The sequence below is a fragment of the Mycobacterium sp. genome (genome assembly GCF_035314665.1).
GTDB lineage: Bacteria > Actinomycetota > Actinomycetes > Mycobacteriales > Mycobacteriaceae > Mycobacterium.
The window spans coordinates 1-2,929 of the sequence record NZ_DATFZD010000013.1; the positions used below are offsets into that span (position 1 = coordinate 1).

At 62.6% G+C, this 2,929-nt stretch carries 3 protein-coding genes; 1 reads left to right on the plus strand and 2 read right to left on the minus strand.

Translation table 11 applies throughout. The annotated features are described in order from the left end of the window. Together glpK and VKI00_RS00960 are read right to left on the minus strand one after the other, a co-directional pair. Positions 1 to 1,104: glycerol kinase GlpK (glpK, locus tag VKI00_RS00955; protein WP_324434587.1), on the minus strand; the 1,104-nt coding region annotated here is incomplete at its 3' end. Positions 1,105 to 1,190: 86 nt separating this feature from the next. Next, positions 1,191 to 1,592, minus strand: coding sequence for a hypothetical protein (locus tag VKI00_RS00960; protein ID WP_324434588.1), 402 nt, complete (start codon positions 1,590 to 1,592; stop codon positions 1,191 to 1,193). Between the two features lie 345 nt (positions 1,593 to 1,937). On the opposite strand from VKI00_RS00960, the gene VKI00_RS00965 reads away from it, so the two are divergent. Continuing rightward, positions 1,938 to 2,929, plus strand: a 992-nt coding sequence (locus VKI00_RS00965) for a glutamate--cysteine ligase (RefSeq protein ID WP_324434589.1), incomplete at its 3' end; no start/stop codon positions are given.

The window sequence follows — 2,929 nt, forward strand, 5'->3', positions numbered from 1 at the left end:
CGGTGCAAATAACCCCGAAAACGCCGGCACGAAGTACACCCCACCGTTGTCGTCGACTTGGCGCGCTAATGCCTCGCTCTGCGCAGCTCCGCTGATGATGCCCAACTGGTCGCGCAGCCATTGCACCGCCGAGCCGGTCACGGCGATCGAACCCTCAAGCGCGTAAACGGGTTTCGCGTCACCGAATTGGTAGCACACCGTCGTCAGCAAACCGTTGCGGGACCGCACGATCTGCTCGCCAGTGTTGAGCAGCAGAAAGTTTCCGGTGCCGTAGGTGTTTTTGGCCTCGCCGGGGTCCAGGCATACCTGGCCGACCATCGCGGCATGCTGGTCACCGAGAATCCCGGTGATCGGCACCTCGCCGCCGAGCGGTCCGGCCTCCAGCGTCAGGCCGTACGGCTGGCGCGGCGAGGAAGCCGCGATCGACGGCAGCATCGCGCGGGGGATGTCGAAAAAGGACAGCAACTCGTCGTCCCAGTCCAGCGTCTCCAAATTCATCAACATGGTCCTGCTGGCGTTGGTGGCATCGGTGACATGCACCCCGCCGCGGGGACCGCCGGTCAGATTCCAGAGCAACCAGGTGTCCGCGGTGCCGAACACGGCCTCACCCCGCTCGGCTGCCGCCCGCACCCCCTCGACGTTCTCCAGGATCCATTGCAGTTTGCCGCCGGAGAAGTACGTCGCCGGCGGCAGACCGGCTTTCTGCCGGATCACGTCGCCGCGACCGTCGCGGTCCAGTGCCGAGGCGATCCGGTCGGTGCGGGTGTCCTGCCAGACGATCGCGTTGCAATACGGTCGGCCGGTACGCCGGTTCCACACCAGCGTCGTTTCTCGCTGGTTCGTGATTCCCAGCGCGACAATGTCTTTCGCTGACAGGTTCGTCGCATTGAGCGCCGACCTCAGGACCGAAGAGGTGCGTTCCCAGATCTCGATCGGATTGTGTTCAACCCATCCGGCGCGCGGCAGAATCTGCTCGTGCTCGAGTTGGTGACGGCCGACGTCGGTGCCGTCGTGGTCGAAGATGATGCAGCGGGTGCTGGTGGTGCCCTGGTCGATCGAAGCGACGAACTCGGCCAACTGCTCTCCTCCCGCGCTCCCGTCCATCATGGACTACGCGGGCGTTCAAGTCCTCGGCTTCGAGGACACACGCGACGGCCACCCAGTTGGCGACCGGCCCAGGAGCGCGCGGGTTAGAGGAGCCCGAAGCCCGGGTCGGTGGGGATGAAGTCGATGCCGAGGAAGTTGTCGACGTAAGTAAGGGTTCCGTCGACGTCGTCTACGCCAAGCTGGAAAACCCCAGGGTCGGTTAACAAGACGTCGTATGTATCCGATCCCGGCGCGCCAAAGAACGTGTCGAGGTCGAAAGCAGACCCGTCGTAGGTCCCCGTGAGGTAGTTGTCCACTGCATACGAGGTGTCGTAGCTCAACGTGTCGTCGTAGCCGCCAATGTCATACGGGCCGAGGGTCGTCACGTCCTCACCGGTGTCTGCGCTGGCGAGGGGGCTAGAGAGCAGGGACAGGAGCGGAGCCGCCAGCAGCGCACCAATGGCCGTGCCGACCATGCCCGTCGCGCGGCGATGACTGTTACTCATTTTCTACTCATTTTCATTTTCAAATCCCCTATGAATTGGGTGAGAGTTCGCTGAGATTATTCACCGCCGCCGCAGTGGCGTCAACTCGAGAATTAACATTAATACTACAAAGCACATCTCGGTGTCCGGGCAGCCAATCGCCTCTTCAGACATGGTCAGACGGACATCCAGTGGACCACTTACTACATCGTTTCGCGCTATTTCTTGATGCCGCTCGCGGGATTTCTTAACCTCAGATTCATTTGTTGAGCCTCCTAGTCAAGCGCGACCGGCCCAGGCAAGGTGCGTGCGGATCATCGTGTCGCACTCTTGCGTCGGGGTAAGCAAACCGGTTGCATCGGCAATGTGGGTGATGAGGTCAAGCGGACCACCTACGAGCGGGTAGACCGGCAGGAGTACCGGCGCAAGGTGCAGTTGTGCCTCGACGTCTTCGAAACCATGCTCGCGCAGGCCAGCTTCGAGTTCGAGCGTCCCCTGACCGGGATGGAAATCGAATGCAACCTGGTCGACGACGACTATCAGCCGGCGATGTCGAATCAGGACGTGCTGGCCGCCATCGCCGACCCGGCCTACCAGACCGAATTAGGCTCCTACAACATCGAATTCAATGTGCCACCCCGGCCGTTGGCCGGACATACCGGCGTCGACTTGGAAGCAGAAGTGCGAGCCAGTTTGAACGCGGCCGAGACCAAGGCCAGCGCCGGGGGCGCACACATCGTCATGATCGGCATCCTGCCCACACTGATGCCCGAGCATCTCACCGGTAAATGGATGAGTCAGTCCAGCCGCTATGCCGCCCTCAACGACGCGATCTTCAACGCCCGCGGCGAAGACATCCAGATGGACATCAGCGGGCCGGAGCCCCTCAGCCTGAACTCGCCGTCCATCGCGCCCGAATCGGCTTGCACCAGTACGCAATTGCATCTGCAGGTGTCGCCGGCCGATTTCGCCGCCAACTGGAATGCGGCGCAGGTGCTGGCCGGGCCGCAGCTGGCGCTCGGGGCGAACTCCCCGTTTTTCTTCGGTCATCAGCTGTGGTCCGAAACCCGTATCGAACTGTTCGCGCAGTCCACCGACACCCGGCCCGATGAGCTCAAGACCCAAGGTGTGCGACCGCGGGTGTGGTTCGGTGAACGCTGGATCACATCGATCTTCGACCTGTTCGAGGAGAACGTCCGCTACTTCCCGTCATTGCTGCCGGAGGTGTCCGACGAGGATCCGGTCGCCGAACTCGCCGCCGGACGCACCCCCCACCTGCCGGAGTTACGCCTGCACAACGGCACCGTCTACCGGTGGAATCGGCCGGTGTACGACGTCGTGGACGGGCGGCCGCATCT